Source organism: Clostridium simiarum, assembly GCF_018919175.1.
Taxonomy (GTDB): domain Bacteria; phylum Bacillota; class Clostridia; order Clostridiales; family Clostridiaceae; genus Clostridium_L; species Clostridium_L simiarum.
In genome coordinates this window covers 380750-406816 of record NZ_JAHLQL010000002.1, presented here as the reverse complement: position 1 = coordinate 406816, position 26067 = coordinate 380750, and the positions used below count along the sequence as shown (strand labels likewise).

At 30.3% G+C, this 26067-nt stretch carries 24 protein-coding genes and 5 tRNA genes; 3 read left to right on the top strand and 26 right to left on the bottom strand.

The features are described from left to right. Positions 1-78: 78 nt before the first annotated feature. From KQI89_RS09850 to rph, 8 genes are all read right to left on the bottom strand, one after another. Positions 79-154: transfer RNA gene (locus tag KQI89_RS09850), tRNA-His, on the bottom strand. Between the two features lie 7 nt (positions 155-161). After that, positions 162-237, bottom strand: a tRNA-Lys gene (locus tag KQI89_RS09845). An 8-nt stretch (positions 238-245) separates the two neighbouring features. Next, a tRNA-Arg gene (locus tag KQI89_RS09840) sits at positions 246-322 on the bottom strand. A 32-nt stretch (positions 323-354) separates the two neighbouring features. After that, positions 355-428 (bottom strand) — tRNA-Gly (locus tag KQI89_RS09835). 5 nt (positions 429-433) lie between these two features. Beyond that, positions 434-509 (bottom strand) — tRNA-Pro (locus tag KQI89_RS09830). Positions 510-711: 202 nt separating this feature from the next. Then, entirely contained in the window at positions 712-1191 is a 480-nt protein-coding gene (locus KQI89_RS09825; RefSeq protein ID WP_216456944.1) for a metallophosphoesterase, read from the bottom strand. Positions 1192-1235: 44 nt separating this feature from the next. Continuing rightward, positions 1236-1853, bottom strand: coding sequence for an XTP/dITP diphosphatase (locus tag KQI89_RS09820; protein WP_216456943.1), 618 nt, complete (start codon positions 1851-1853; stop codon positions 1236-1238). A gap of 74 nt (positions 1854-1927) precedes the next feature. After that, positions 1928-2674 (bottom strand): ribonuclease PH, encoded by a 747-nt coding sequence (gene rph / locus KQI89_RS09815; RefSeq protein WP_032120683.1) that lies wholly within the window; start codon positions 2672-2674, stop codon positions 1928-1930. Positions 2675-3049: 375 nt separating this feature from the next. Here rph and KQI89_RS09810 point away from each other — a divergent pair, with 375 nt between their 5' ends. Then, on the top strand, positions 3050-4420 hold the full coding sequence (locus tag KQI89_RS09810) for a hypothetical protein (protein ID WP_216456942.1): 1371 nt from the start codon (positions 3050-3052) through the stop codon (positions 4418-4420). A gap of 49 nt (positions 4421-4469) precedes the next feature. Here the strand turns inward: KQI89_RS09810 and KQI89_RS09805 are convergent, their stop codons facing one another. Together KQI89_RS09805 and KQI89_RS09800 are read right to left on the bottom strand one after the other, a co-directional pair. Beyond that, a complete protein-coding gene (locus KQI89_RS09805; protein ID WP_216456941.1) occupies positions 4470-6146 on the bottom strand; it encodes an ABC transporter substrate-binding protein in 1677 nt (558 codons plus the stop codon). An 85-nt stretch (positions 6147-6231) separates the two neighbouring features. Next, on the bottom strand, positions 6232-6708 hold the full coding sequence (locus tag KQI89_RS09800; RefSeq protein ID WP_032120680.1) for a hypothetical protein: 477 nt from the start codon (positions 6706-6708) through the stop codon (positions 6232-6234). A gap of 108 nt (positions 6709-6816) precedes the next feature. Here KQI89_RS09800 and KQI89_RS09795 point away from each other — a divergent pair, with 108 nt between their 5' ends. After that, positions 6817-7038, top strand: coding sequence for a hypothetical protein (locus tag KQI89_RS09795; RefSeq protein WP_216456940.1), 222 nt, complete (start codon positions 6817-6819; stop codon positions 7036-7038). A gap of 185 nt (positions 7039-7223) precedes the next feature. Here the strand turns inward: KQI89_RS09795 and KQI89_RS09790 are convergent, their stop codons facing one another. The 7 genes from KQI89_RS09790 to KQI89_RS09760 all read right to left on the bottom strand — a co-directional run bounded on the left by KQI89_RS09790 (position 7224) and on the right by KQI89_RS09760 (position 16290). Beyond that, complete coding sequence (locus KQI89_RS09790) at positions 7224-7493, bottom strand: hypothetical protein (RefSeq protein WP_216456939.1); 270 nt, start codon at positions 7491-7493, stop codon at positions 7224-7226. Positions 7494-7521: 28 nt separating this feature from the next. After that, positions 7522-9519 carry an NAD-dependent DNA ligase LigA gene (gene ligA / locus KQI89_RS09785; RefSeq protein WP_216456938.1) on the bottom strand — a complete coding sequence of 666 codons (1998 nt, stop codon included), beginning with the start codon at positions 9517-9519 and terminating at the stop codon, positions 7522-7524. A gap of 30 nt (positions 9520-9549) precedes the next feature. Further along, the gene (pcrA, locus tag KQI89_RS09780) at positions 9550-11793 is read right to left on the bottom strand and encodes a DNA helicase PcrA (protein ID WP_216456937.1); all 2244 of its coding nucleotides are present in this window, start codon (positions 11791-11793) and stop codon (positions 9550-9552) included. 148 nt (positions 11794-11941) lie between these two features. After that, positions 11942-12247, bottom strand: a complete 306-nt coding sequence (locus tag KQI89_RS09775; RefSeq protein WP_032120676.1) for a YerC/YecD family TrpR-related protein — start codon at positions 12245-12247, stop codon at positions 11942-11944. 408 nt (positions 12248-12655) lie between these two features. Beyond that, positions 12656-13381 carry a pseudouridine synthase gene (locus KQI89_RS09770; RefSeq protein ID WP_032120675.1) on the bottom strand — a complete coding sequence of 242 codons (726 nt, stop codon included), beginning with the start codon at positions 13379-13381 and terminating at the stop codon, positions 12656-12658. A 150-nt stretch (positions 13382-13531) separates the two neighbouring features. After that, entirely contained in the window at positions 13532-14200 is a 669-nt protein-coding gene (locus tag KQI89_RS09765) for a lytic transglycosylase domain-containing protein (RefSeq protein ID WP_051986270.1), read from the bottom strand. Positions 14201-14247: 47 nt separating this feature from the next. Further along, on the bottom strand, positions 14248-16290 hold the full coding sequence (locus KQI89_RS09760; RefSeq protein WP_032120673.1) for a triple tyrosine motif-containing protein: 2043 nt from the start codon (positions 16288-16290) through the stop codon (positions 14248-14250). A gap of 212 nt (positions 16291-16502) precedes the next feature. Between KQI89_RS09760 and KQI89_RS09755 the strand changes: the two genes are divergently transcribed. Continuing rightward, positions 16503-16694: a hypothetical protein gene (locus KQI89_RS09755; RefSeq protein ID WP_032120672.1), complete on the top strand. Its 192-nt coding sequence runs from the start codon at positions 16503-16505 to the stop codon at positions 16692-16694. Positions 16695-16737: 43 nt separating this feature from the next. On the opposite strand, the gene KQI89_RS09750 is transcribed toward KQI89_RS09755, so the two are convergent. The 9 genes from KQI89_RS09750 to KQI89_RS09710 form a co-directional block, all read right to left on the bottom strand. After that, a complete protein-coding gene (locus KQI89_RS09750; RefSeq protein WP_216456936.1) occupies positions 16738-17178 on the bottom strand; it encodes a YaiI/YqxD family protein in 441 nt (146 codons plus the stop codon). 4 nt (positions 17179-17182) lie between these two features. Next, positions 17183-18532 carry a glucose-6-phosphate isomerase gene (locus KQI89_RS09745; RefSeq protein ID WP_343216351.1) on the bottom strand — a complete coding sequence of 450 codons (1350 nt, stop codon included), beginning with the start codon at positions 18530-18532 and terminating at the stop codon, positions 17183-17185. A gap of 183 nt (positions 18533-18715) precedes the next feature. Beyond that, positions 18716-18931 (bottom strand): hypothetical protein, encoded by a 216-nt coding sequence (locus KQI89_RS09740; RefSeq protein ID WP_216456934.1) that lies wholly within the window; start codon positions 18929-18931, stop codon positions 18716-18718. A 135-nt stretch (positions 18932-19066) separates the two neighbouring features. Beyond that, complete coding sequence (locus tag KQI89_RS09735) at positions 19067-20035, bottom strand: ABC transporter ATP-binding protein (RefSeq protein ID WP_032120668.1); 969 nt, start codon at positions 20033-20035, stop codon at positions 19067-19069. After that, positions 20036-21013, bottom strand: coding sequence for an ABC transporter ATP-binding protein (locus KQI89_RS09730; RefSeq protein WP_032120667.1), 978 nt, complete (start codon positions 21011-21013; stop codon positions 20036-20038). It abuts the gene before it with no gap. 13 nt (positions 21014-21026) lie between these two features. Beyond that, the gene (opp4C, locus tag KQI89_RS09725) at positions 21027-21959 is read right to left on the bottom strand and encodes an oligopeptide ABC transporter permease (protein WP_042439071.1); all 933 of its coding nucleotides are present in this window, start codon (positions 21957-21959) and stop codon (positions 21027-21029) included. 11 nt (positions 21960-21970) lie between these two features. Then, positions 21971-22930, bottom strand: coding sequence for an ABC transporter permease (locus tag KQI89_RS09720; protein ID WP_216456933.1), 960 nt, complete (start codon positions 22928-22930; stop codon positions 21971-21973). 67 nt (positions 22931-22997) lie between these two features. Next, positions 22998-24716 carry an ABC transporter substrate-binding protein gene (locus tag KQI89_RS09715; RefSeq protein ID WP_032120665.1) on the bottom strand — a complete coding sequence of 573 codons (1719 nt, stop codon included), beginning with the start codon at positions 24714-24716 and terminating at the stop codon, positions 22998-23000. An 887-nt stretch (positions 24717-25603) separates the two neighbouring features. After that, positions 25604-25981: an SH3 domain-containing protein gene (locus KQI89_RS09710; protein ID WP_216456932.1), complete on the bottom strand. Its 378-nt coding sequence runs from the start codon at positions 25979-25981 to the stop codon at positions 25604-25606. Positions 25982-26067: the final 86 nt, after the last annotated feature.

Here is a 26067-nt window from a genome sequence, read left to right as displayed (position 1 = left end):
ATGGCAGGATTCGAACCTACGCATGATGGAGTCAAAGTCCATTGCCTTACCGCTTGGCGACATCCCAATATTATTTTGTGGGGTGAACGATGGGATTCGAACCCACGACACCCAGAGCCACAATCTGGTGCTCTACCAACTGAACTACGTCCACCGCAGTTTGGTGCGCCATCAGGGACTCGAACCCTGGGCACCCTGATTAAGAGTCAGGTGCTCTACCAACTGAGCTAATGGCACAAACTAAATGGTGCGTCTTAAGGGATTCGAACCCCTGGCCCACGCCTTAGAAGGGCGTTGCTCTATCCAGCTGAGCTAAAGACGCTTACTATACCCCACAGCCTTAATTAGACTATATGGAGCGGGTAGAGGGAATCGAACCCTCGTAACTAGCTTGGAAGGCTAGCACTCTACCATTGAGTTACACCCGCATAAGTGGTCGGGGTGACAGGGATTGAACCTGCGACCTCATGGTCCCAAACCACGCGCGCTCCCATCTGCGCCACACCCCGTTGTTCTTCTAGAGAACTCTGTTCCCCAGCGACATAGTTTATTCTACACGATATCTTTTAATACGTCAATAGTTTTTTATACATTTTTTAAGCGATTTTATCTTAAAAACTGGGAAATAGTTATATTATAGTGATTATACTCTTTGAAATCTCTTTTTTGCTTTAAAATTCAATAATATCCACTAAACTTTATAAATCTATATTAAAGTTCCATAAAATAAGGGTTTACCTTAGATCCCTCTATATTTACAAAAACCATTCCTGCCTTTCCATCCCTTGGTTGGGATGGACTACCTGGATTTATTATGTATTTCCCATAATCTTCACTTATAAAAACCATATGAGTATGACCATAAAGTACTATATTACATTCTAACTCCTCAGCTCTATACATAAGCCTATTAAGGTCTGTCTTAACTCCATATTTATGTCCATGGGTCATATATATCCTATGCTCACCTATCTCTACTACCCTTTCATCAGGTATAGAATTAGAATAATCACAATTTCCCTTTACGTTTATAAATTTAATATCTTTTTTGCTTACTCTATCCTTTATGTATATTACATCCTGAATATTATCTCCTAGATGTAATATATAATCACATTTTTTTATTCTATCTATTATTTTATTTAGCACTTCATATTCCCTATGAGTATCACTTATGATTCCTATTAACAATTATATTACATCTCCTTTAGTAAACACACCATGCAAATTTCAAATTATAAATTTAATAATCTTTCTATTTCTTTTCTTAATGCTTTTAAAGCCTTTCCTCTATGACTTAAAATATTTTTTTCTTCTCCACTCATTTCAGCAAAGGTCTTATTCTTTTCAGGTACATAAAACAGCGGGTCATACCCAAACCCCTCTGTTCCTTTATGTTCTTCCAATATATATCCCCTAGCCTCACCTTCAACTTCTATGAACTCACCATCCTCATCAATAAGAGACACTGCACTTACAAACCTTGCTGTTCTTTTTTCATAGGGAACTCCTCTTAATTCATCTATAAGCTTTTTATTATTCTTTTCCGTATTGCCATGCTCTCCTGCATATCTTGCAGAGTAAACTCCTGGTTTTCCATTTAGATAATCTACCATAAGACCAGAATCATCAGCCATTACAATAAAGTCTTTTCTATTTCTATGCTTTAAAATGTCATATATAGCCTCTGCCTTTATCCTTGCATTTTCTATAAAAGTATCTCCTGTTTCTTCTACCTCCACATCTACATCTACTTCTTTTAAAGAATAAATGCTAACAGGTAAATCCTTTAATATTTCTTTCATTTCTTTTACTTTATGCTCATTATTGGTTGCCAATATAATATCCTTCATTTTATCCTCCAGTCATAAATGGATTATTAATTTCTAAAAAAATTAATAATATAAATAAAATTATTTCCTAATCTCTATTTCCCTCCAGTACCTATCCAAAGACAATCCATCTTTAAACTTTCCTTCTGAAGATTTATCATCTGCTTTACTCCCTTTTCTGCTAATGCTAATAATTCTTCTAGATCTTTTTTTGAAAATGGCTTTTCTTCCCCTGTTCCCTGAACTTCTACAAATTCACCTTCATCAGTCATTATTACATTCATATCTACAATAGCTTTTGAATCCTCTTCATAGCATAAATCCAATATTTTTTCATTTTCAAAAATACCTACACTAACTGCTGTTACAAAATTTCTTATAGGATATACTTTAAAAGGCTGTACCTTATGTAACTTATTCACAGCATCTACCAAAGCTATAAAAGCTCCACTTATAGATGTAGTTCTTGTTCCTCCATCTGCTTGAATAACATCACAATCTATCCATATAGTTTTTTCTCCTATAGCCTTAAGATCTACCACTGATCTTAGTGCTCTTCCTATTAACCTTTGTATTTCCATAGTTCTTCCATCTATTTTTAATTTTGCTATATCTCTTGGTTTCCTAACCTGAGTAGATCTAGGTAACATGTTATATTCACAGGTTATCCATCCCTCTCCTGTGCCCTTTAAAAAAGGAGGTACTCTATCTTCAATTGAAGCATTACACAACACTTTAGTATCTCCAACTTCTATAAATACCGAACCCTCAGCATATTTTGTATAATTTCTAGTAACCTTCACTGGTCTTATCTGGTCATTTTTTCTTCCATCTATTCTCATATCATTACCTCCATGGTGATTCTCCTTTAATATAAAAGCTCTGCTTCTTATTTACCATCTGTTTTATATTAAATAACTCGTCAGTTTTTGGTAGCTCAACTTCAAAACTTCCTTCTTCATTTAAAATTATTCTTTTATTCTTTTGTATTTTTCCTATTATAGTTTCATTTATTCCTTCTTTTCAGATGAGTAAGCGACTATCACCAACTCATAAATTTTGGATACCTGCTTAAGCTAGGAACATGATAAAATCTAAATCACTTATTTTACTTACCTACTTTCATAAAAATCTCCTTTAAATTATAGATTAAATAGCACTTTTTACCTTTTCATCACATATTATTTATATAAGGATTATTTTATGAGGTGAAAAATTTGAGATATATAGGTCCGTTCCTTAGAATAAACAATTTATCAAAAGAAATAATAGAAAGTCAACTGTTTCATTTTGCAAAGGAATCTACAAAACATATAATATTAAAATCTAAATGTGGTATAAATATACCTTTAAAAGAGCTTAAAATCAAGTCGTTTTCTAACATTGATATTACCACATTTAAAGAAATTTCTCCACTTTTATGTGTATATAAAAGGTCTAGTACAAAATTATTAACTCACAAAAATAATATGTTTTGGGATGAGGATAGCTTTAAGAAAGAAGTAACCATATCTAGTAATGGATATTTAACTTTGTGCCTGTTAGAACTTGCTAAATACTATAAAAATTTTGAGAACATAGACAAAGAACTCTATACATTGCATCATATGTATATGGAGTTATCAAGAGCTCAATTAGATTTCTACTCTTCTTATTTAAGAAATGAGGAAGGTCTCTTTGTAGATAAGAAAGATATCTCCGACGATATAACAAATGAATTAAAATTCGAGGATAAAAATAAAAAATTTAAATACTCTAATCAAATTTTAATGATGAACTGCTATGCACTGTATGCTAAATTATCCGAAAACAAAGAAGCAGAAATATATGAAAATTTTTCTAATGATATATTAAACATGATTTTAAATTATAGAGAAGAGATTTATAATTTATCTCTTAATGAAAAAATAAATATTTTATCCCTTTTAAATATTTATTTAAGATTTAATGAGCATAATGATGTATTACTTTTATCTATCGATCTTATGGATTTAATATATGAGCAATTAAAAGAGTGTACTGATTCTATATCAATATCAAATACCTCTTTAGCTTTTATGACTTCAATGCTATTTAAACATAATACCGGAATCTCAAAGTATGATGAATTCAATGAAGATTTATATGAAAAATTATTAGACTTATATGATGATGAAAGAGGAATAATGATAAAAACCCAATCAAAGAAGGAAATAGATTATACTTCTCACGAAATAGTCTTCTACACTTTAGCTTTATTATTAAAAGATAAATATAACTCTGATGAATGTAATAATTTAAAAACAGAAAGCATTTACAGGAAACAACTAATAAACTCTGGAGTAATATGTAGTTGGCCAGACTCCCCAACCCTTAATAGTGTAGAAAGATATAAAAATTATTCTTTAAAATCTGAGGATCTTATAGATGAGATGTATTTTAAACTTCCTACCATTCCTTCTCCTGAAAGTTCTGGTATGGCACCAGTGATGTTAAAGAATATAAACTATAATACAAAAAAAGATGAGTTTAATGTAAATAAGCAAGTTTTTGAATCTACTAAATACTTTCAAATTTTATTTTATATGATTTACTTCCCTAGTATTTAAATAAAAAGAGTTTTTGGATAAAATAATAAACTTCCAAAAACTCTTTTTACTATTTTTTGTATCCTATAGGCATATCATCTATCTTATCCTTAGGTACATCTAACTTTTCTATGTCTTTTTTATCCTCATTTATTTCTTCTCTCTTCACCAATTTGTTAATCATAATATTTTCATTACCATCCATATATATACCCTCTACAGTATTATTTCTACATATAAATAAGTTTTCATTAAAAACAGGTATCATAGGTATCTCATTTTTTATTTCTGTGCTTACACTATTAATATATTGATCCCTTTTACCCTTTTCCTTCTCTCCTTTAAGCTTATATAAGGTCTTATCTATATTTTCATTGGAGTAATTAATACTTTTTCCAGTACTATAATACCATCTCCTAAAAAAAACTTCCTTGCTTCCAGTAGAATTATATCCTATTAAAGCCATATCGTAAAAATCCTTCTTAAGTGCATCTTGAATTTCCGATGAATTATAGTAATATATTTTACTCTTTATGTTAAATTCTCTTTCCATGATTTCCGTTAAAGATTCCATAAGTAATGTGCTTCTTTCATCATTTAAACATAATATTTTAAAATATTGATCTTTTTCCTCATTAACTAGATTCTTAATTTTGACGTTAGCAGAAAATAAATCATATTTAAATTCATTCTTTTCACTATCTGTAGAAAACACTGCCTTATTACTATCTTTTTTAAAAATCTCTCCATTAGAAATAGAAACATTAAACTTTTTTATAAGTTCACTTTCATCTAAAGAAGCTGAAAGTGCTTCATTTACTGCTTTTCTGAAATCTATTTTTGATGATAAGGGACTTTTAAAATTAAATATCAATGCATAGAAATCCTGCAAGGTTATATAATCTAAATTATCGCTGGATTTTAATCTTTCTACTTCACTAATTGGAGGATTAAAAAATATATCTATATCTCCTATATCAAATCTACTCATAGCTACCTCTGAACTTCCTGAATCATTTAAAACAATCTTATCACTTAAGATATTATCTTTATTATAGTAATTAGTATTTTTTTCTAAAATTATAGAAGACTTTTCTTTACTCTCCTCCATATTAGAAATAATATAGGAGCCTGTATAAGCTATATCTTTATAATTACTTTTCCATGATTTTAAGGCTTCAAAATTCTTTCTTAACCTATACCTTGGCTTTGATAATGTGTGTAAAAATTCTTCATCTACATAATTTAATCTGATTTGAAGAGTTTTTTTATCTGTAGCTATAATGGCCATTTCTCCCTGTGGCTTCTTTCCTTTATTATAATCTTCTGCTCCAAAGATACTATAAAGCTCAAAAGCATTTTTATTGCCCATGTTAGGATTTAGTATAGTCCTAAAAAAATCTACAAAGTTTTTGGCATCAATTTCCTTTCCATCACTCCAAAATATGTTCTCATTAAGATTAAAAACATAGGTAAGTCCATCATCACTAATCTTCCAATCCTTTGCAAGTGCCGGCTTTATCTCTCCATTATTATCTCTTTCAACTAAGCCTTCAAATAATGCACAAATTAAATCCTCATCTCTTGGATTATAATTTTCCATGGAAGTTAAATCTTTTGGTGGACTTTGTAGTCCAATTACAGGATAATTCCTTTTTTTTACTACCTTATTCTCATCTTTTTTTTGAACACAACCGGAAAATGTAAAAGTAATTATAATAAATAATAAAAATATTCTTTTCTTCATAAACTCTATCTCCTGTACCTTTGTTTACTCCATTTAAATCTATTATTTAGATTATTGACCTGTTTATGAATTTTTAATCATATTTTTATTCTGGTATATATCTACAAAAGTCTATATATTTTATATTTAAATAAGGTTTATGTTTTGGATGCATCATAATCTGCTTTTCTATAAATTTATTAGCATCTTCTAATGATACATATCGTGACCAATAATCCTTATTATAATTAGTTAGTATGTTTTTTTCAAAAATACCTGTGTTTATATAATAAGCTTTGTTACAGTTCATATTATGAGCTTTCCATAAAAAGTGAGTATAGTCTTCATAAAAAACTATAGGGGTAATATGAAATTTTAGAAAAGTACTCTTCTTTCTACCATAAAGCATAATCTCTAAAACTTCTTGATTTTTAAATACAATTTCATATTGTACAGAATATTTCCAACAATTCTTTATGATTAAATCATAAACTTTATCTATTTTTATTAGTTTCAAATATTTTTTAGAGGTCTCCACTTTTTCTTTATTGAATTTATAATATATGTTATATAATAATTGCATATTTACTCCAAAAAAAATTTCTATACTATTATTATATGTGCTAGATACCATATATTGTGATATAATTATTTGTGAAAAACATTTAATTGAGTTTTGGAGGTTTTAGATATGCTTCTTGCAGTAGAAATTATAGGTATTATAACTATGATAACCCTCTCTGGAGTTAGTATACTTTCATTTATAGTACTTAACAAAATTTTATCTCAACTGAAATATAAGAATTATCTTTTAGAAAAAATGACTCAAAATATCTACATGATGGCTTCAAAGAAAGACGTAGACCTTTATGATAAAGTATTTAAAGAAGATAATGATAATGATAAAATCTAGATTGTATACACTATGATTATGACAGGTATTTTATAAATTTATCCTTATAAAAACCTGTCATAAATATTTCCTCTGATTTCTTTTATAATTTTAATAAAATCTATTTTTTCTTTCCTGATTATCTTTAATTTCTATAGTTTTTAAATATAACTCATTCCTTTATAACTTATATTAAAAATAATCTTTTAAAAAACTCCTGATATTCTAAAAAAAATAGCAGCTAAAGCTATGATAAAGCATACAGAAGAATATATTTTTCTTTTAGGAAGTTTAGTCCAAATAAAAAATTTTAAAGACCATAACAACATGGTTATAGCTAAAGAAACTTCTAGCATATAGTAATTATTGAAATAAGATATATAAACATATTGATAGGTGGATATTATAGTAAGAATAATAACAACCATAGTTATAGATACAAAAGCCCAACAAAGATAATCTAAGGTTTTTCTCATATATTATAATCCTCCCAAAAACAATGGTTTATTGTTCTAACATTGCTTCAAAGTCTTTTTCAGAAAGTATCTTTATATTAAGTTCTTTTGCCTTATCATATTTTGATCCTGCTTCTTCCCCTGCAATAACATAGTCAGTTTTCTTGCTAACACTTCCTGCCACCTTAGCTCCTAAAGATTCAAGCTTAGCTTTTATATCTGCTCTACTATAGTTTTCTAAGGACCCTGTAACTACCACTGTTTTGCCTTCAAATTTATTTTCTTTTACCTCTATTTCTTCATATCTTGGCATAACCCCTAAGGATAAAAGCTCCTCTATACTGCTCGTGATCTTTTCATCTTTAAAAAAGTTTAATATACTCTCTGCCACTATATCTCCTATATCTGATATAGAAGTTAATTCTTCAATAGTTGCATTCTTTATTCTTTCAAGGGTTTTAAGATTTTTCACTAAATCCTTAGCTGTTTTTATGCCTACATTTGGAATGCTTAATGAATATATAAAAGCTGAAAGCTCACAATCCTTGCTTTTTTCTATAGCATTTAAAATATTTTGAGCCTTTTTCTCTCCAAACTTATCTAATGTTAATAGCTGCTCCTTTGTAACCCTATATAAATCTGGTATAGATTTTATATCTAATTTCTCAAATAATTGTTCTGCGGTTTTTTCACTAAACCCTTCTATATTCATAGCTTCTCTACTAGCATAATGGACTAAACTCTTAACCATTTGGGGTTTACAAGATAAGGTATTCTCACAAAAATAGTGTGCTCCAATTAATATAAGTTCACTATTACAATAAGGACATATAGTTGGAGGAATTATTTCTATGCTACCTTCAAGACTTTCTTCAACTACGCCCATTATTTCAGGTATAACATCATTAGATCTTCTTACAAATACCGAAGATCCAATCCTTACATTTTTTCTATTTATATCATCCATATTATTTAAAGTAGCCCGTTTCACAGTTACTCCCGCTAACTCCACCGGCTCTAAAAGAGCTGTAGGACTAACTCTTCCACTTCTTCCTACATTCCACTCCACCTCTAAAAGCTTTGTGGTAGCTTCTTGTGCTTCAAACTTAAAAGCTATAGCCCATCTAGGAAATTTTACAGTATATCCTAATAATTCTCTTGTTCTCATGTCATTTATAGCGATTACTACGCCATCTATGTCGTAGTCTAAATCTAATCTTATGCTGTCTATATACCCTATTTCTTTTTCTATTTCATCCACAGTGCTACATACTTTTATGTAGTTATCCACATAAAATCCCATATCTTTAATAAAACTCATCATATCCATATAAGTTTCAAAAGGATTGCCTTCATTATATCCTACATCATAAAAAAAGGCTGTAAGATTTCTCTTTGCTGTTTCTTTAAGATTTAAGTTCCTTAAAGCACCTGCCGCACCATTTCTCAAATTTTTTAAAGGAACTGGAGAATTTTTATTATATTCATGGAAAGCCTTCTTTGTCATTATAGCTTCCCCATGAATCTCCAAAGTATAGTCATAGGGTATTCTTAAAGGTAAGCTTTTTATAGTTTTAGCCTGAGCTGTAACATCCTCTCCTATGGTTCCCGTTCCTCTAGTTGCAGCCTTAATCAATATTCCCTCTTTATCATAAGTACAATTAAGAGTAAGTCCATCAAACTTCTTTGTTACAACATAGGTTAAAGGAGGTAGAGGATTCTCTGCATTTTTATTGTAATCCTCCACAACCTTTAAATTTCTTTTATGCCACTCTTTAAGGGTTTCAATATTTTGAGCCTTATCAAGACTCCACAATGGAGCCTTATGAACATATTTATTAAACTCAGGTAGTATAATATCTCCAACCCTTTGAGTTGGAGAATAGGGTAATACTATACCTGTTTCTTTTTCTAATTCTAATAATTCATCATATTTTTCATCATATTCTTTGTCACTAGAAGATGGATTGCTAAGAACATAGTATTCATAAGCATACTTATTAAGTTCTTTAACAAGTTCCTTAATCTTTTTTTCCTTCTGATCCACTAGACTCACTCCTTATAATATCTTAAAGTATTATAATAATTCTAAAGGGGTCATGCTAAGCATAAAATGTTTAATACCCATACTATCAAAGGCTATAGTGACTTTAAGGTCTCCACCATCTTCTAAAGTACTAATTATAGTGCCTACACCAAATCTTGAATGTTTTACTTTTCTTCCCATAGTTGCTTCTTCTTTTGTAAGCAATCCACCAGATCCTTGCTGTATGGTCTCTTCCATTTTATCTAAGGCTTTTAAAAATGATTCATCACTATAATCTGCCCTTAAACTGTGGGGGTTATATTCATTTTTAAAGTATCCTCCTCTTTTAGGTTCTTTTGAAGTTCTTACTTTAACACACTCTCTAAGTTCTGGATTTATCTCCTCTACAAAGTCAGACTGCCCATAGCTTACCGCTCTTCCAAAGACTCTTCTAACTTCAGCAGAGGTCATATATAACTTTTCCTTAGCTCTTGTTATTCCAACATAACATAGTCTTCTAGACTCTTCCATCTCTCTAGGATCATTTAAAGAAGCACTTCCTGGGAATATTCCATTTTCCATGCCCACCATAAATACTACTGGGAATTCAAGTCCCTTTGCACTATGTACTGTCATAAGTACTACGGTATCTGCATTTTGATCAAAATTATCTATATCTGAAACAAGTGTAGTCTTTTCTAAGAAGGCTGAAAGACTTTTCTCTTCAGAAGTTCTTTCAAATTCTACTGCTGCCGAAACTAATTCTTCCAAGTTTTCTATTCTACTCCTATCCTCAGGATTATTAGACTTCTCTAATTCCTTCATATATCCACTTTGATTTAGAATATATTCTATAAAATGTGATACAGGCATCTGTTCTTTCATAACCATAAGGTCATCTACAAGCTCAGTAAATTTAAGTATAGCATTTATATTCCTTTGAGTTAAACCTGGTATACTTTCTGCATCCATCATAACATTGTACAAGCTATCTTCAATAGAAATAGCAAACTCTTGAAGCTTAGAACAAGTAGTATCTCCTATGTTTCTCTTAGGTACATTTACAATCCTTCTTAAACTTATTTCATCATCAGGATTATTTATAAATTTTAAATAAGCCATAATGTCCTTTATTTCTTTTCTATCATAGAACTTTAATCCACCGATTATTCTATAAGGAATATCAGATTTCATAAAAGTATCTTCAAATATACGAGATTGAGCATTGGTTCTATAGAGTATGGCAAAATCCTTATGGTTTCTTTCTTCACTTTTAATAAGTCTCTTTATTTCACTAGATACAAATTGAGCTTCATCCATATCTGAATAGGCTCTGTATATTTTTATTTTTTCCCCTTGGGAGTTAGAGGTTCTTAAAACCTTATTTTTTCTTTCACTATTATTTTTTATTACAGTGTTAGCTGCATTCAATATATTTTCTACAGATCTATAATTTTCTTCAAGCTTTATAACCTTTGCTTCTGGGTAGTCCTTCTCGAAGTCTAATATGTTTCTTATATCTGCACCTCTCCACTGATATATGCATTGGTCATCATCTCCTACCACACATATATTCCTATGTCCTTTAGCTAATAGCCTTACAAATTCATATTGAGCTTTATTTGTATCTTGATATTCATCTATCATTATATATTTAAACTTTCTTTGATAAAACTCTAATACCTCTTGATTACTTGTAAATAACTCTACGGTCTTAAATATTAGATCATCAAAATCCAAAGCATTATTACTTTTTAATTTTTTCTGATAAAGCTCATATAAATCTGCAATTTTATTCTCTCTAAAATTGCTTTCATTTTGTCTTTTATAGGCAGAAGCTGTTGTAAGATTGTCTTTAGCCTTACCTATTTTACCTATTATTTCATTTTCAGTTATATCCTTATCACTAATTTTAAGTTCTTCCATACATTGTTTAACCAATGCCTTTTGATCATAGCTATCATATATAGTAAAGTCCTTTTTATATCCTAATTTATCTATCTCTCTTCTTAAAATCCTTACACAACTAGAGTGGAAGGTAGATATCCACATACTGTCTACTGTTTCACCAATTAACGACCTTACCCTCTCTCTCATTTCTTCTCCAGCTTTATTTGTAAAAGTTATAGCTAAAACTTGAGATGGGTATATGTTCAAATCTTCTATCATATGAGCTATTCTGTAAGTCAAAACTCTGGTTTTACCTGAACCAGCTCCTGCTAGTATTAACAACGGTCCTTCTATTGTAGTAGCGGCATCGTATTGTTCTTTATTTAAGAGCGACTTTAAATCCATATTATTACCTCCTAATAAATAAAAAAAGTTTATATCGCAAAAATATAAACTTCAAGAATAAGCCACAGTTATCCATTTCATTATAACATACATCTATAAAATAAATAAGACTATATGTTCTTTTTTATAAATTTATAATATTAAAGAGTTATCTTTCTTTCCACTCTATTCTTTCAAATATAAGTTTATATCCATCACTACCGTAGTTTAAAGCTCTGTTTACCCTACTTATGGTAGCAGTACTAGCTCCAGTGGTGCTAGCAATATCTAAATAGGTTCTCTTTTGCTTAAGCATTTTTGCAACTTGCATCCTTTGTTCTAGAGCCTTTATTTCATTTATAGTGCAAACATCTTCAAAAAATCTATAGCATTCTTCTTTATCTTTTAAACTTAATATAGCTTCAAATAAAAAATTCATATCCTCACTATAAAGTTTTGACTTATATTCTGCCATATAATCACTCCCCAATCATGATCTTATATGATCATATTCTATTTTACCATTTATATTATGAATAAGCCACAAATTTATATTATAATTTAAAAAACAAAAAAATAAAAACACAACCCTTGGGGCTAGGTTGTGTTTTAATAAATAAAAAGGGGGCTATTTGTTACTTTTTATTTATCCTTGCATGATTATTATATTAAATACCCCTTAATATTGCAAGAGATTTTGAAAATATAGTTGTAAAATTTAAGTTAATATGAAGGTAAATAGTTCATATTTTATTAATTTTATTTAGTTTCTTATAACTTTGAATATAAATAAAATTAATATGTAAAACTTCTATGTGTTTTTACATATTTTTATGATTTTTTTCGTTCATTTTATATGAAGATCGCATAAATTATTTCATATTTATTTTTTTACAACTTCATATAATAAATCTACTTCCTCCTCAGAAAGTTCTCTATACTCTCCTTCTTCTAAACCTTCATCTATAGAAAGAGGTCCAAATTTAATTCTTCTTAAATAAGTAACTTTCTTATCTACAGCTTCAAACATCCTTTTTACTTGATGAAACTTCCCTTCTTGTATAGTAAGTTCAATCTCTGATCCTTCTTCTGAAGATGAGATTATGTTTAATTTTGCAGGAAGACATCTATAACCATCATCTATAACTATTCCCTTTTTAAACTTTTCTACATCTTTTTCATCTACTTCTTTATCAATCTTTGCATAATAAACCTTATCTACCTTCCATTTAGGAGATATTAATTTATGATTAAGTTCTCCATCATTTGTAATAAGAAGAAGTCCCACAGTATCCTTATCAAGTCTTCCTACTGGAAAAGGTTCAAAAACTACATAATCAGTGTCTAAAAGATCTATAACTGTTTCATCATACTTATCGAAAGTGGCTGAAACTACATCTTTAGGTTTATTCATCATTAAATATATGTATTTTCTATAAAAAACCTCTTCGCCATTTACCTCAATAGTAGACTTTTCAGGATCTAATTGAAGAGAATTATCCTTAACTACCTCTCCATCTATCTTTACAAATCCTTTCTTAACTAAAGTTTTAATATCTTTTCTACTACCATATCCTAAATTTGAAAGTATCTTATCTAATCTTTCCATATTCCATATCCTTTCCTTTTTTTATGCCTAATACGGCTATAATTAGTATATTTTATATCTTTAACTTTTTCAAAATAAACTTTTAAAATTCTAATTTAATTAACCTTTAATTAAAAAGAGTGAATATATTTACTATACTCACTCTCAAAATTATCCTCTATAATTATCCATAACTATCCTAACATAATGCCTTGTTTCCGAAGGAAGCCTATCTATTTTATCAATACTATCCACACCTCTTCTAGCCATGGTTCCTGGACCACAATTATAAGCTGCCAGTGCCATTTCTAGACTCTTAAACTGATTTAAATACTTTTTAAAATGTCTTGTACCTGCATAAACATTTTCTACTATGTCATAGGGATTTGTTACTCCTTCTTCTTTAACATTTTCAGGCATAAGCTGCATAAGCCCCATAGCTCCTGCCCAAGATGTAGTATTAGGATTAAAATCAGACTCTTGCTTTATTATAGATCTTATTAATTTTTCATCTATACCATATCTTTTAGAGGCACCCTTTATAGCTTCCTCAATGGTTGCATTATTTGATCTTAAATCCTTGCCTATGTAGCTGGGAATAGCTCCCCCATTAAAGTTAACAGTATTTAAACGCTGTCCTTTCATATAGCCTAATTGATCTAAGTCTACTTCTTCAAGTCCAAGAGACTTAAGCATATTATCATTTCCATTATCTTGTACAGCTTTACTCATACTTTCTAAAACCATTTGAAAAGCTATAGAGTTCTCTCCTAGGGAGCTTTTCATCATTTGACTTACTAACTGCATCTTAAGCAAATTTTCTACTGCCTTAGTTTCCACAATATCACCACCTAAATTCTTTTACCCATATAACTATTGTAATTTCTTTATAAGGCATAGTCAACTATAGATTTAGGTGTTTTCATCTCTTCATAGGCTTCAAATTCAAAAATATCATAATCCTCGTAAGCACACTTTTTATGACTGCTTTTTGTAAGTACTAAAACCTTATAGCTTCCTTCAATAAATGGAATGAATCCATAATAATTTTTCTTGCTATAAGCTTGCACCCTTCTCCACTCTCCTTGCTCCATAATATAAAACTCATAACATACATCCCTACCTCCTTCATTCTGAACAGTTAAAGTTATAGGTTCATTTATATATATATAAGTTTTATCTATAGTAAGTTTTGTGTTTATAATAGGTAATGTATCGTGAACTTTTATCTTAATTTGCTTTTTGCTGTCATACCCCTCTTTGCAACGCTTATTTTTTCCTTGTATCTCTATGGAGTAAGTCCCACTACATCTTGGAGTAAAAATATACTTCTTACTCTTTATAAAATCCGTTTCCTCAACTAAATGCTCATCCACTCTAAGTATATACTTGATTAATATGTCTTTTGTATTTTCTGATATAACCTCTAGATTTATATCATCTCCTACCATATAATATTCCTTAGAGTTTAACAATACATAGTCTATATTTCCTGGTATATATTCTTTTATATTAAAGGTTAAAATTGAATGACAATCATATTCCTTCTGTGAATATTTATCCTTAACCCTTATTTCAAGTTCATATTCTCCAATTTCTTCTGGAGTAAAGTTCACCCAATTACAATCTCCGTACTCTATAAGTTCCACTTGTTTTTCTTCCTTATAAACTATAAAAGCATATTTTAAATCTAATCCACCTTGGGCTTCCACCTTTATATTTATGGTTTCATTTATCAAATGGTATCTATCACCTTCTAGTTTTATATCCTTTATAATTACAGGTATACTACTTTTTTTATTTATAGAGTATTCTATTTCTCTTATTTCCTCATACTCTCCATCATAACTTATATCTTTTACCATTGCCCTTATAAGGTAGTTACCCTCTAGAGTACATTTCCATATAAAATTATTTTCACGCAGGTATCCTGTATCTTTACTCTCGTTTCCTTCTATTATAAATCTATATAATAATTTTTTCCCTCCTTCAGCTATAACCTTCAGATTAACTTCAGTGTCTATAAGCTGTGGGGAATTAAGATCTGAAGTAAATTCCTTTATCTTAACCTTTTTATATGGCTCTACTTCATAATTTATTAAAGCTCTATCATCATATTCCCTTGGAGAATACATATCTTTAACCATACAAAGAAGTTTATACTCTCCTTTTTCTTTTTCCACATAGGATATTAAATTTTTAGTAGAAAAGTCTTGGATACATCTTACATTACCTTTAGAATCTATTTTATGAAATTTATAAAGTAACATTCTATCCTTTTCATTTTCAGAGTCAACCTTAAAAACCAGTTCTTCTCCTACCATAATTTGTGGACTTATACACTTAAAATCCTTAATTTCTATATTATCAATATCTTTCACTTTAAAACTAATTCTTTTAAAATCATCAAAATTATTCTTAGAGTCCACTTCCTTGCATTCTATTAAAATATCATAGACTCCTCCAGTATTTGCTGTAAAATTCAGATTATTTTCCAGGCAATAATTCTTCATAAGTTCCCATCCATCGTTAATTCTAAGCCAATATTTAAAAAGAAGAGGGATTCTATACGTGTCTACAGATATATTTATCTTATCCCCTACAGAATAATCTTCTTTATTAAGGTATACATCCTTTATAAGACTCTCATCATCTACACCTACTATATAGTCTGCTCTAGTTACGTAGTCAAATGCCTTTTTACTATTTTTTAATCTACCTTGAACCATTATAATGTATTTGCCATCTCTCTCCGGGATCCAGCTATACTTATTTGATTCACTAAAATCCTGAAGAGTACTCCAAACACCATCTACTCCTATAAAAAACTTATATAGTAAATTTTCTATCTTTGAGTCCACATTTATTTCTATCTTTTCTCCTTTTCTTTGAGGACTATCTAAACTAAAATTAATTTCCATACCCTTCATACCTTTCTCTCCTCTTTAAGTAAATTATAAGTCTCATGTAGTATCTTCAGTGTACTATATTATAATTCCATATTTTGTAATGTTAATCCTTCTTTTTGTTATAATATTTTTTCATCAATTTATTTACACCTATCAAAAAATTTGGCGGTATAAGAAGAAAATTAATGGCTAAAATAATAAAAAAGGAGGTGAATGGGATATAATCCCCTTTTATGAAAAGATATGAAGATGTCATTGAAAAGTTATTAAATAATAATCCTCATAATGGAAGTATCGATAATCCTAATTATCTTGTAAATAGCAGTAATGGTGCTCCTCAAATCGAGAGATTAGATAACGGTATATTATTTCCAGAAATTCCACCAGAGAATTATAGAAAAAGAGGATACAAACCCGGTGATTAGAGAAAGAACCCAAAAGTTAAACTTTTGGGTTCTTTCTTTATAATTATTCATTTGCTTTCATAATGAGTGTTTTTAAACTTTCATAAAGCCTTACATCATCTTCTTTAAGCCGTTTCTTTGGTCCTTGAGTTCTACCTCCAGACCTTCTAACCTTTTGAGATATATGTCTTTCAAATAAAAGTCTATCCATATTATCTTCATCAAAAACATAGCCTTTTGGTGATATAGCATAGGCCTTTTTACCAATTACCATAGATGCCACTCCAAAGTCCCCAGTTACAACTATATCTCCTGACTTTATACTATTAAATATAGCCATATCTACACTTTGAAACCCACTATCCATATATATAACCTTACTGTATTCACTGGTTATATGGTGATTTACATCACAAAATATCTCCATCTCTACAGAAAGTTCTCTTGCTGCCTTTTCTATTATATTTCTGGATGGACATGAGTCTCCATCAACTACTACCTTCATAAAGCTATAGTCTCTTTTCTAGTTCAGCCTTTAAATCTTCGAATCCTGGTTTTCCAAGTAGCGCAAACATATTTTTCTTATATGCCTCTACTCCTGGTTGATCAAAGGGGTTAACTCCTAAGATATATCCACTTATACTACAAGCTTTTTCAAAGAAGTAAACCATATATCCAAAATTAAATGCGGATATCTCAGAAATATTTATTATTATATTAGGAACTCCCCCATCATTATGAGCTAAAACCGTTCCTTGAAATGCCTTATTATTTACAAAATCCATAGTTTTTCCAGCTAAAAAATTTAATCCATCTATGTTTTCTTTGCTTTCTTCTATGATTATCTCTTTTCTTGGTTTTTCAACATTTAATACAGTTTCAAATAGATTTCTCATACCATCTTGTATATATTGTCCCATGGAGTGTAAGTCTGTAGAAAAATCAACAGCCGCTGGGAATATACCTTTGTTATCTTTTCCTTCGCTTTCTCCATATAGTTGTTTCCACCATTCAGCAAAATAATGAAGAGATGGCTCATAATTTACCATTATTTCTGTAGTTTTACCTTTTCTATATAGTACATTTCTAACTGCTGCATATTTATAGCAGTCATTTTCTTCTAACTTATCTGAAGAGTAGGCTTCTCTTGAAACTGATGCCCCTTTCATTACCTCATCTATATCTACACCTGAAACCGCAATAGGAAGTAATCCTACAGCTGTTAATACAGAGAATCTTCCACCTACATTATCTGGTATAACAAAGGTTTCATAACCTTCATTATCAGATAGTGATTTTAGTGCTCCCTTTTTCATGTCTGTAGTGGCAAATATTCTATTCTTCGCTTCTTCCTTACCATATTTCTTCTCTAAAAGATCCTTAAATATTCTAAAAGCAATGGCTGGTTCTGTTGTAGTACCTGATTTAGAAATTACATTTACGGATATTTCCTTATCTTTTATAGCATCCAAAAGATCTGCCATATAAGTAGAACTTATGTTGTTACCTACAAAATATATAGCTGGTGACTTTCTATCTTCTTTACCTAACATATTATAGAAACTGTGATTTAGCATTTCTATAGCTGCCCTAGCTCCAAGATAAGATCCTCCAATTCCTATAACTATTAATACTTCAGAATTTTTTCTTATTTTTTCAGCAGCTTTTTTTATTCTTTCAAACTCTTCTTTATCATAATTTATAGGTAAATCTACCCATCCTAAAAAGTCTGCTCCAAGACCAGTTCCATTATGTAATGCATTATGAGCTGCTTTTACTGCATCAGTTAAAGCATTTACCTCATGATCCTTTATGTAATCTCTTGTGCTTTTTAAATCTAAAGTCAATACATTATTCACAAACACCACTCCTAGCTTTATTAAATTTATTACATAGTGAAATTTTATTCTATTTTTCTTCATAAATCAAGTTTGTATTAATTTATTGGAAATAGTTATAAAACATATAAATAGTTATAAAATAAGAAAAAGCCAGAACTTTAAATTAAAATTCTAGCTAATACATCTTTTACTATAGCTTTTTTATGACATAAGCCTTGTAAGTATAAAAAGCAACAAAGCAAATATTGCTCCAGCAATTAAAGCTATCGGTATTAAAATTGAATACTGAGCCAATATTATAGCTAATAATTCTTTTGCTGGAATTTTTTTATTTTGAAGTTTAGATTTGTCTTCTATTTCTTCATCTGGTCTAAAGGTTAAGCCTTGAAGATCATCTTGATTGTTATTTAAAAACATTGGTTTTCCTCCTAAGAGTAAAATTATATATTAATATTATCATAAAGAAAATTTAAATGCTATGAAATACTAAATTGTTTACAAATAAAAAAGCATCTAGAGGAATATCCCTAGATGCTTTAAATTTCAAATATATTATTTTACAAGATGACAAGCTACAAAATGATCATTTCCTACGTTCTTATATTCCGGAATTTCTTTGCTACATACATCCATAGCATAAGGACATCTTGTATGGAACTTACATCCTGATGGTGGATTTGCTGGGCTTGGAATATCTCCCTTTAATATTATTCTATCTCTTCTTATAGTTGGATCCGGTATAGGTACTGCTGAAAGCAATGCCTGAGTATATGGATGCAATGGATTTGCATATAACTCATTTTTAGGAGCAAGCTCTATTAATGAACCTAGATACATAACTCCAACCCTATGGGATATATGTTTAACAACACTTAAGTCATGTGATATAAACAAATATGAGAACCCATACTTTTCTTGAGAATCCATCATTAAGTTTATTACCTGTGACTGTATTGAAACGTCAAGAGCTGATACTGGCTCATCAGCAACTATAAACTCTGGGTTCATTATAAGCGCTCTAGCTATACCTATTCTTTGTCTTTGTCCCCCTGAAAACTCATGAGGATATCTTCTTATGTGATAAGGAGCAAGTCCACAAAGTTTCATTGTATCTAAAACTTTATCACTAATATTATCCTTTGTAGCTAGTCCATGCTGCAACATAGCTTCTCCAATTATCTCACCTATAGTCATTCTTGGATTTAATGAGCTATAAGGGTCTTGGAATATAATTTGCATTTTTGGTCTTAAGCTTCTCATTTCTTTTTTATTTAACTCATGAATATTTTTATTTTGAAATATAACTTTACCATCAGTTTTTTCTAATAATCTTAATATGGTTCTACCTGTGGTACTCTTTCCGCAACCTGACTCTCCAACAAGACCTAATGTCTCTCCTTTTCTAATTTCAAAGGAAACATTATCTACCGCTTTAACATGACCAACTGTTTTAGAAAATACTCCTGCTTTAATAGGAAAATATTTTTTTAGGTTTTCAACCTTTAAAATTGTTTCTGACATCTATTTCCCCTCCTCATAAAGCCAACATGCTACCTTATGTCCTGGCTCAATCTCAATTAATGGTGGAATCTGTTTTTTACAGATATCCATAGCCTTTTCACATCTCTCGCAGAAGTAACAGTTATCTGGCATTCCTATTGGATTTGGAACTTGTCCAGGGATAGAGTATAATCTTTTTTCGTCTTGATTTAAAGCTGGTTTTGATTTTAATAATCCTGTGGTGTATGGATGCATAGGTTTTTTAAATAATGTTTCAACAGAAGCTTCTTCAACAACCTTACCAGCATACATAACAACAACATAATCTGCCATTTCAGCTATAACTCCAAGATCATGAGTTATAAGCATTATGGATGTATTTAATTTTTCTTTTATGTTTCTCATTAAGTCTAATATCTGTGCTTGAATTGTAACATCAAGAGCCGTTGTTGGTTCGTCAGCAATAAGTAGCCTTGGATTACAGGATAATGCCATAGCTATCATAATTCTTTGTCTCATACCACCACTAAGCTCGTGTGGATACGCATCAACAATTTCTTCTGCTCTTGGAATACCAACAAGTTTTATCATTTCTATAGCTTTTTTTCTAGCTTCTTCTTTACTTAACTTTTGGTGAAGAATAACTGCTTCAGATATTTGATATCCTACAGTAAATACAGGATTTAAAGAGGTCATAGGCTCTTGGAATATAACAGACATCTTATTTCCTCTTACTTCCCTCATTTCTTCTTCACTTAAGGATAATATACTTTTCCCTTCAAATAGAATGTCTCCATCTACTATTTTTCCTGGAGGGTTAGGAATAAGTCTCATTAAAGACATGGAAGTAACAGACTTACCACATCCTGATTCTCCAACAATTCCTACAGTCTCTCCTTCTTTTATTTTAAAACTTACATCATTAACCGCCTTAACGATTCCATCTTCTGTATAAAAATAAGTTTTTAGATTTCTAAATTCAACTAAATCCTTAGCCATAATTCTCACCTCTCTACTTCTTCAACTTAGGGTCTATTGCGTCTCTTAATCCATCACCTAATAGGTTTATAGCCATAACAGTTAGGAATATACAAATTCCTGGTGGTAACCATAACCATGGTCTATATTGAATGTTATACATATCGTAAACTGTCTGTATCATATTACCCCAAGATGGTGTTGGAGGTTGAACTCCAAGTCCTAAGAAACTAAGTGTTGATTCTGATAAAATCGCTCCCCCTAAGCTTAGAGTAGCGGATACTATAATTACAGGAATAGTGTTTGGTAAAAGGTGCTTAAACATCTTTCTCCTATCGTTTAGTCCAAGGGCTTCTGCCGCTTGCATATACTCCTGCTCTCTTAAGGATAATATCTGTCCTCTTACCATACGGCATAGTGCTGGCCAGTGTAGCAAACCTATAACTGCCATAACTACAAATATTCTTTTTTCAGGTGGTACACCTAAATCTGAAAGAATAGCCGCAAGAACTATAAGGATTGGCAATTGTGGTATACTCATAAATATATCAACAATTCTCATTATAATAGTATCTACTATTCCACCATAATAACCTGCCACAACTCCTAATGTACTTCCTATAACAACTTGTATAACAACAGATGCTATACCAACAAATAAAGATATTCTACCTGCAACTAATGTTCTTGCTAAAATATCCCTACCCAAACTGTCACTTCCAAGCAAAAATTTAGAAGAAGGTTTAGCGAAGCCACTAGCATAATTTTTTGCATTTGGATCCTTAGTAAATAATGGACCTATTACACACGCCAAAATCATAAATATTAATATACCTAATCCAGCCATAGCTAGTTTATTTTTCTTTAATCTTTTCCATATGGTTTTAAAAGGCGTTTCTATCTTTTCCTTTTTTTCAACCACTGACGTATTATTAGTATTTTTATCTTTTATTTCACTTTTCGCCATATCCTCACCCCCTATTTAAGTCTAATTCTTGGATCTACTAATGCATATGTGATATCTGCAATAAGATTACCAAATAACGTTAGTATCGCCAAAAGCATTTCAAATCCCATCAATAGAGGGTAGTCTCTTCCATTAATAGCTTCTATAGCTACCTTACCTATACCAGGCCATACAAATATTTGCTCTGTGATGATAGCTCCACCAAACAAACTTGGTAAATAGAACCCTAACATAGTTATAACTGGTATTAAACCATTTCTTAGAGCATGCTTGTATACTACAACTTTTTCACTTAACCCCTTAGACCTAGCTGTTCTTACATAATCCTGTCTTATAACCTCAAGCATACTAGTTCTAGTATACCTCATAAGTGAAGCTACACCACTTAATGTTAAAACTATAAACGGTAAGAACATATGTTTCATAACATCTAACACATGAGCAATTCCTGTTCTATTCCCTCCAAGGGATGTCATGCCCGACACAGGGAACAATCTTAAATCCACAGCGAACAGTTTTATAAGTAACATACCAAAGAAGAACGATGGTATGGAAATTCCAATTAAAGCAAAAACAGTAAAAAACATATCAAATCCGGAGTACTGCTTAGTAGCGGAAATTACTCCTATGGGCACTGCTAATATAACACTTACTATAAATGATGTTATTGATAAAATAAATGAATTCCAAACATAAGAGTTTATTACTTCCTTAACTGGACTTTGATGTTTTATTGATGTTCCAAAATCAAACTTAATAGCCTTTGACGCCCAATTTATGTATCTTTCTGGTATAGTTCCCTCTAATCCATATTGTCTTCTTAATTCTTGTTTTCTCTCTTCGCTCATTTTTGGATTTTCGGCGCTTACAACATCTCCTGGCGCTAGGGCAAAAATCGTAAATAAAAGTATAGATACCCCCAATATAACTGGTATCATTTGTAGAAGCCTTCTAATTATATATTGCCTCATTATTTATCCCCCATTCCAAATAATATATCCTAAATGTGCCCGGATTACCGGGCACATAATAAATTAATTATTGTTGTAACTCATATTTATCTAAGTCATAAGTAAAGTCTCTATATGGAGATATATTTACACCCTTAACTCTTGCGTTAACAGCCCACATATCTCTTCTTTGATAAACGAATATATATGGAAGATCTTTGTTTACTTCTTTATAAAACTCGTGATATACTTTCTTTCTTTCTTCGAATTTATTAGTCTTAGTTCCTTTTGATAACAATTCATCAATCTTTGGATTTGAGTATCCATTTCTATTTAAAGCACCTTTAGTTTTAAATATAGCACTTGAATCTGGCTCTGGAGTTAATCCCCAAGCCATGAAGTACATATCATAATCAGCATTTTCATCTTCTACTTTAGTACTTATAGTATTAAAATCCATTTGTTCTGGGTTAAACTCTATACCTAGAGCTTTATAATTTTCTTTAGCTATAGGAATTATAGCTTCATTAACCTCATTTGGTGTAGAAGCTAAGAATTTCAATGTAAGTTTCTTTCCATCCTTTTCTCTGATTCCACTAGAACCTTTCTTCCATCCTGCTTCATCAAGTAACTGGTTAGCTTTTTCTGCATTGTACTCATATTTTTCTACATCATCAGTAAAGTACAATGAAACTTTACTTTCTGGGATATTAATAACATCTGCATATCCTTTATAAACATTATCTACTATAGCCTTTCTATCTAAACCAAAGGTTAAGGCTTGACGAACCTTTTGATCTTTTAAAGCTTCATTTCTGTGATTAAAAGCTATATATCCATATCCATTTGTAGGATATATGCTTAGATCTAAGAATCCTTTGCCCTTAGCTTGTTCAATATTTTCTGGATTAACTGTTAGAATGTTCATATCAACTTCTCCAGTTTCTAACTGTTGCATCGCAGTCTGTTTATTTGTAACTTTATATATTAAATTAGGAATCTTTGCCTTTCCTTTATAGTAATTCTCATTAGCCTCTAAGGTTGCACTTTGTCCTTGTTTAAAGTCTTTTAATTTATATGGTCCTGAGAACACCCCAGGTGCTCTATGAACTTGCATAAGCTTGTCCGCTTCACCTTGGCTATAATATTGTGAATAGAAGTGCTTAGGTATTGGTCTTATTGCAACATCATATAAAGCCGCTGAGTTAGGCTCTTCTAGATGAATTTTAATAACTTTATCATCAACTTTTTCTAAACCAGAAATCTTATCTGATGTTCCTTCATTATATTCTCTCCAGCCTTTTACATTTAAGTTTGGCATATCAAAGTTACCATCAAATTTTTTATCACTCAAAACCATAAAGCTAAACTCTATGTCATCAGTTGTTATTGGTTTTCCATCATTCCACTTTAATCCATCCTTTAAAGTGATAGTATAGGTCTTTAAGTCTTCTGAGGCTTTAACATCACCTAAAGCAGGTTCAAGACTTCCATCAAGTTTAACATCCATTATAGAAGCAAACATAGCTTTAACTACATATTGATCATATGCCGTTTTAGCATAAAGTGGATTAAATACTCCTTTTGTATCGTCTATCCCTATAACTATAGTATCTTTTCTGCTATTAGCTGTGTCTGGGCTTTTTGAAGGATCTTCAGCCTTTATAACTTCAGTTGTTTTATTTGTTAAGTCACCTTCTACTTTTTTTCCTTCATCTTGTGCAGGTTCTTTACTACCACAAGCTGTTAATGTTACTGCTAAAGTGGTAACTCCAGCTAATGTAGCAAGAAGCTTATTTCTTTTCATAAACTTTCCCCCTCTTTATCTTTCTATATTATTTTATTTAAATAACATTGTTTCTATAAAACATCCCCATCTACTAGTATTTTACAGAAACAATGAACTTAACTTAGTTTAATATTACATTATATCAAATAATAAAAACATATTAAAAATTCTGATAAATCAAATTGGAAAAACAAATGATAATATAAAATAGGTTAGAATTCTAATGAAATTATGTTATTAATAAACTGTTAACATGGATAACCCACTGAATTGCTCAATATGTTTGAAATATCTAGTTAAAAATGAATAAATTTTAACGTGTTAACAATTAATTAGATAAATCTATATTAGCATATATCAAATTCTCTGTCAATTTTATTATTTTAACGGTTTTATTAAAATTTTTCTCCTTTTAATGACAAATCATTGTCTTACACCTTAATTATCTACGAACTTCTAATTTTTTTTCATATTTGAGTTTATATTAAAAATTTATATCATAAATTTAATTTTATGTAAAGCCTATTTCCATATTATTTTTTTGTTACATCCTAATAGTTTTCCGGTATTTTTCCTGCATATTTTATAAAATTAATAATATTAACTTCTTTATTACTTTATACTTAATATTAATTTATCTATAGTTATCTTATATAATGCTTATTTTAAACACGTTTCCAGGTGCTTTAATCATATAATTACAAAAGAAAAAAGTCTTTATCCTTCTTAGTCTAAAACCTCCTTTTCCTGAAATTATTTGGGCTAATCAATAACCTGAAACATTGCTAAAAAATCAATAACCTATCCACGAGTGAGTTAAATATTTTTAACAATGATTATATGAAAAAGAGCAGGTAGTTTTGTACCTGCTCTTTTACACATGTCTTTTCTATTATAGTTATGATTTACTGGTCATATCTCCCAGTTCCCTCAATATATTGACTTGCTACCCAACCATATTTAACTCCTCCACTGGAAGTAAGGTAGCTTATATATGTCCATCCACCATCCCTTTTACGTATCGTCACTTCTTCACCGTAATATACAAAACCTATTTTTTCGTAATTTGCACCTGCCCCACTTCTTACATTTAATCCACTAGCAGCTCTTACAATACCTATTTCTAGAGCGTATTGTGCCCTTACAAGGTCCTTTTTATCTTCCCTTACTTCTACCTTCATCTCATCTGTGGTTTTAGCAAAAACCTCTGATGGGTTAACAAATGTAAGAACACTAACGCAAGACATTACCACTAAACCTAATGCTAATTTCTTTTTTAACATATGAACATCTCCTTTTCCGTTTATAATATTCTTTTATAATATTTATATTCTACACTTTTTATGGTAAATCCTTCTTTTTAATCAAT